The 4,589-nt window shown below is 74.9% G+C and carries 3 protein-coding genes and 2 pseudogenes; all 5 read right to left on the bottom strand.

The window, feature by feature from the left end; translation table 11 throughout:
* Nucleotides 1–660, bottom strand: a pseudogene (locus MCBG_RS02315) (branched-chain amino acid ABC transporter permease); the annotation flags it as partial.
* Entirely contained in the window at nucleotides 657–1,535 is an 879-nt protein-coding gene (locus MCBG_RS02310; protein ID WP_043323502.1) for a branched-chain amino acid ABC transporter permease, read from the bottom strand. The gene MCBG_RS02310 and the pseudogene MCBG_RS02315, both read right to left, overlap by 4 nt.
* A gap of 13 nt (nucleotides 1,536–1,548) precedes the next feature.
* Nucleotides 1,549–2,265: an ABC transporter ATP-binding protein gene (locus MCBG_RS02305; protein ID WP_043323500.1), complete on the bottom strand. Its 717-nt coding sequence runs from the start codon at nucleotides 2,263–2,265 to the stop codon at nucleotides 1,549–1,551.
* Entirely contained in the window at nucleotides 2,262–3,074 is an 813-nt protein-coding gene (locus MCBG_RS02300; RefSeq protein WP_043330047.1) for an ABC transporter ATP-binding protein, read from the bottom strand. The genes MCBG_RS02305 and MCBG_RS02300 overlap by 4 nt, the downstream gene beginning before the upstream one ends.
* Before the next feature lie 140 nt (nucleotides 3,075–3,214).
* Nucleotides 3,215–4,419: pseudogene (locus MCBG_RS02295) on the bottom strand (RNA polymerase sigma factor).
* Nucleotides 4,420–4,589: the final 170 nt, after the last annotated feature.

The raw sequence follows: 4,589 nt of genomic DNA, 5'->3' as shown, positions 1-4,589 counted from the left end.
ACGGCTGCGCACCAGGTTGGCCAGCAGCAGCATGGTGAGCAGCGCGGCGGCCAGCGCGATCCAGGCCAGCCAGCGCTCGGGCTGGAAGTAGGCGCCGAGCGCGGCCGGTGGCGTCTGCGCCGGGAACGACAGCCCCTGCTCGCCGTTGAACACGCCGGTGAAGATCGTGGTGACCGCCGGGACGAGCGTCGCCACGGCGAGGGTCACGCCGGCCAGGTAGGGGCCGCGCAGCCGGGCCGCGGCCAGCCCGACGACGAGTCCGCCGAGCGCGGTCACCGCGACCCCCGCGAGCAGCGACGCCGGCAGCGTCCACCACCCGCGTACGGCCCGCTCGTCGAGGGCCTGCTGGGTCAGCGCCACGGTGTACGCGCCGGTGGCCATCAGCGCGCCGTGCCCGAGCGAGAGCTGGCCGTTGAGCCCGACCAGCACGGTGTGCCCGGCGGTGACGCAGAGGAACGCGCAGACGCGCGCCACCTGGAGGTTCTGGTACGGCGCGAGCTGGTTGGTGACCAGCACGACGAGCGTGCCGGCGAACACGGCCACGGCCAGGTGGCGCAGCAGCGTGGAGCCGCGCGGATCGCGTCCGGCCGGCGCGCCGGGCAGCAGCCGGCGCAGCGGGGACGCCGTGGCGGGCGCGGTCTCGGTCGGGGTGGTCGTCACACGTGCCTCGCTCTCGCCGCGGAGAAGAGCCCGCCGGGGCGGACCAGCAGGACGGCCAGCAGCAGCACCAGGACGGCCAGCGGGGTGGTGTCCGGTCCGAGGTAGCCGGTGACGTAGGACAGGATCAGCCCGACCAGCAGGCCGCCGACGACAGCGCCGACCGGGCTGTCCAGGCCGCCGACCACGGCGGCGGTGAACGCGATCACGAAGACCAGGTCCATGGCGTGCGAGTGCAGGCCGAGTCCGGTGGGGACGACGAGCATCCCGGCCAGCGCGCCGACGGCGGCGGCGAGCGCCCAGCCGAGCGTGAGCATCCGGCCGACGCTGACGCCGAGCAGCCGGGACACCTCGGGGGCGAACGCGGCAGCCCGCATCCGCAATCCGATCGGGGTGCGGGTGAACAGCACCGCGAGCAGCGCCACCACCGTGAGCGCCGCGCCGAGCACCCAGAGGTCGTACGGGGACAGCGCGGCCACCCCGGCGATGGTGAGCGCGTCGGTGTCGAACGGCGCCGGGGCGGGCCGGTACTCGTTGCCGAAGATCATGCCGAGCACCGCCTGGATGACGAGCACCAGGCCGAGCGCGACGATCACCTGGTTGAGCGGCCCGCCGGGTCCGGCGAACCGCATCAGCACCCGCTCCACCAGCGCGCCCAGGGCCAGTCCGGACAGGATCGCGGCGGCCAGGCCGAGCCAGTACGAGCCGGTGGCGGAGACGACCGCGTAGCCGACGTAGGCGGTGGCCACGGCCATCGCGCCCTGGGCGAAGTTGACCACCCGGGCGGCGCGCCAGATGAGCACCAGCGCGAGCGCGAACGCCGCGTAGACCGCCCCGGCGGCGAGCCCGTCGAAGGTGAGGAACCAGAACCGCTCCATCCGCGACCCCTTCCTAGAATCCGAGGTACGCGTGCCGGAGCTGGTCGTCGTCGCGCAGCCGGGCGGCCGGCGCGGCGGTCACCACCCGCCCGAGCGACATGACGATGCCCTGGTCGGCGACGGAGAGCGCGGAGCGCACGTTCTGCTCGACCAGCAGCACGGTGAGCCCCCGTTCGTCGCGCAGCCGCCGCAGCAGCGCCATGATCTGCGCGGTGACCTTGGGCGCCAGCCCGAGCGACGGCTCGTCGAGCAGCAGCAGCCGGGGCCGGGCGATCAGCGCGCGGCCGATCGCGAGCATCTGCCGTTCGCCGCCGGAGAGCTGGTGTCCGGCGTGGTCGCGGCGGCGGGCCAGCGCTGGGAACAGCTCGTACACCTCGTCCTGCGCGCGCCGGGCGTCGGCCCGGTCACGCCGCCACAGCCCGCCCAGGCGCAGGTTCTCCGCCACGGTCAGCTCGGTCACCACGCCGCGCCCCTCCGGCACGTGCGCCAGCCCGCGCCGGACCAGGTGTTCCACCCGGACGCCGCGCAGGTCCTCGCCCGCGTACCGGATCCGGCCGCCGGTGGGCCGCAGCAGGCCCGAGAGGGTACGCAGCAGCGTGGTCTTGCCCGCGCCGTTGGCGCCGAGCACGGCGGTGACGGTGCCGGCCGGGACGGTGAACGCGACGTCGCGCAGCACCGGCACCGGGCCGTAGCCGCTGCTGAGCGCCTCCACCTCCAGCACGGCGGTCACGGCGTGCTCCCCTCGACCGGCACGTCGGCGCCCAGGTACGCCTCGGTGACCCTTGGGTCGTCGCGGATGCTCTCCGGCGCCCCGGCGGCGATCACCTTGCCGAAGTCGAGCACCACGAGGTCGTGGCAGACGGACATGACCAGGTCCATGTGGTGCTCGACGAGCAGCACGGCGCAGCCGTCGGCCCGGTCGGGCAGCGCGCGGACCAGGTCGGCCAGCTCGGCCACGTCGTCGGCGCCGAGACCGCCGGCCGGCTCGTCGAGCAGCAGCAGCCGGGGGCGGGCGATCAGCGCGCGGGCCAGCGCGACCCGCTTGCGTACCGCATAGGGCAGGGTGCCCGGCGCGGCGTCGGCGTGCTTGTCGATGCCCAGCTCGGCGAGCAGGTCCAGGGCCTGGGCGCGCAGCCGCCGCTCGTCGTTGTCGCTGCGCGGCAGGCCGAACAGCGCGGCGGCGAAACCGGCGCGGGCGGTGTGGCTCGCGCCGGCCACCACGTTCTCCAGCACGGTCAGCCCGGCGAACAGGCCGACGCCCTGCAGCGTACGGGCGATGCCGAGCCGGGTGAGGGCGTGCGGGCGGGGCCGGAACGGCCGGCCGTCGAGCGTGAGCGAGCCCTCGGTGGGTCGGACGAAGCCGCAGACCACGTTGAACAGCGTGGTCTTGCCGGCGCCGTTGGGCCCGATCACGCCGACGACCCGGCCGGGCGGTACGCGCAGCGAGACGTCGTCGAGGGCGACCAGGCCGCCGAAGCGTACGCCGACGTGGTGCAGCGCCAGACCCTGATCGTCGGCGGGGGTGGCCGGTGGGCTCATCGTCACCTCGTGCCGGTCGACGGAGCGCGGAAAAACTAATTACATCGGGAGTGTACTTTTCCCTGCCGCCGCGTCAATGCCCAGACGATCACGGTTCATTTCCCGGGGTTATCGGCCTCCAACGTGCACTGTCGGTGTGATCATCCCGCCATCCGGTCGCGGGCGCGGCGCAGGAACGTCTGCTCCGCCGCGTTGCCGGTGCCGGCGATCGCCGCGTCGTACGCGATCCGGGCCTGCGCCGGACGGTCGAGGCGGCGCAACAGGTCGGCCCGGATCGCGTGCCACACGTGGTATCCGGTCAGGTCCAGCCGGTCCACTTCGGCCAGAGCGGCCGCCGGTCCGCGTACCTCGGCCAGCGCGACCGCCCGGTTCAGCGCCACCACCGGTCCCGGCGCGACGGCCGCCAACTGGTCGTAGAGCGCGAGGATCTGTCCCCAGTCGGTCGCGGCGGCGGTCGGCGCGTCCGCGTGCACCGCGCCGATCGCGGCCTGGAGCTGGTACGGGCCGGGCCGGCCCCGCCGCAGGCACCGGCGGACCAGTTCCTGGCCCTCGGCGATCAGCTCCCGGTCCCACCGGCCACGGTCCTGCTCGGACAGCGACACCGGCGTTCCGTCCGGCCCGGTCCGGGCGCCCCGGCGCGCCTCGGTGAGCAGCATCAGCGCGAGCAGGCCGAGCGCCTCCGGCTCGTCCGGCATCAACGTCACCAGCAGCCGGCCCAGCCGGATCGCCTCGGCGCCCAGCTCGGCGCGGCCCAGCCGCTCCCCCGCGCTGGCCGTGTGCCCCTCGTTGAAGATCAGGTACCACCGCGAGGACCCCGCGCAGCCGGTCCGGCAGGTCCGCGTCGCGCGGCACCCGGTACGGGATACCAGGCGTCGCGGATCTTCGCCTTGGCCCGGACCAGGCGCTGGGCCATCGTCCGCTCCGGCACCAGGAAGGCGCGCGCGATCTCGGCGGTGCTCAGGCCGCCGAGCAGGCGCAGCGTCAACGCCACCCGGGCGGGCGCGGCGAGCGCCGGGTGGCAGCAGGTGAAGATCAGGCGCAGGCGGTCGTCGGGCACGGGCCCCTCCTCGGCGGGCGGGTCGGCGGCGTGCAGCAGGGCGGCCTCGGCGTGCCGGGCAGTCCGGGTGGCCTCGCGGCGCAACCTGTCGATCGCCCGGTTCCGGGCGGTGGTGATGATCCAGCCGGCCGGGCTGGGCGGCGGCCCGTCGGCGGCCCAGCGCGTCACCGCGATCGTGAACGCCTCCTGGACCGCCTCCTCGGCGAGGTCGATGTCGCCGAGGAGACGGACCAGGACGGCTACCGCGCGGCCGTACTCGGCCCGGAAGACCCGTTCGACGTCGGTCATCCCTCGCCCTGGAACGGGCGGACCTCGATCGGCAGCGTGGTCGCGAGGGCATACCGGCGGCCCCAGTCCATCCAGGTCGGGCGCCCGGATGATGGTGACGCCGCCCAGGTACTCCTTGCCCTCGTTGCCCTCGGCGAACGGCCCGTCGGTGACCATCACCTCGTCACCGG

The organism is Micromonospora sp. M42 (assembly GCF_000568915.1).
GTDB classification, from domain to species: domain Bacteria; phylum Actinomycetota; class Actinomycetes; order Mycobacteriales; family Micromonosporaceae; genus Micromonospora; species Micromonospora chalcea.
This window is presented reverse-complemented; position numbering and strand designations above follow the sequence as displayed.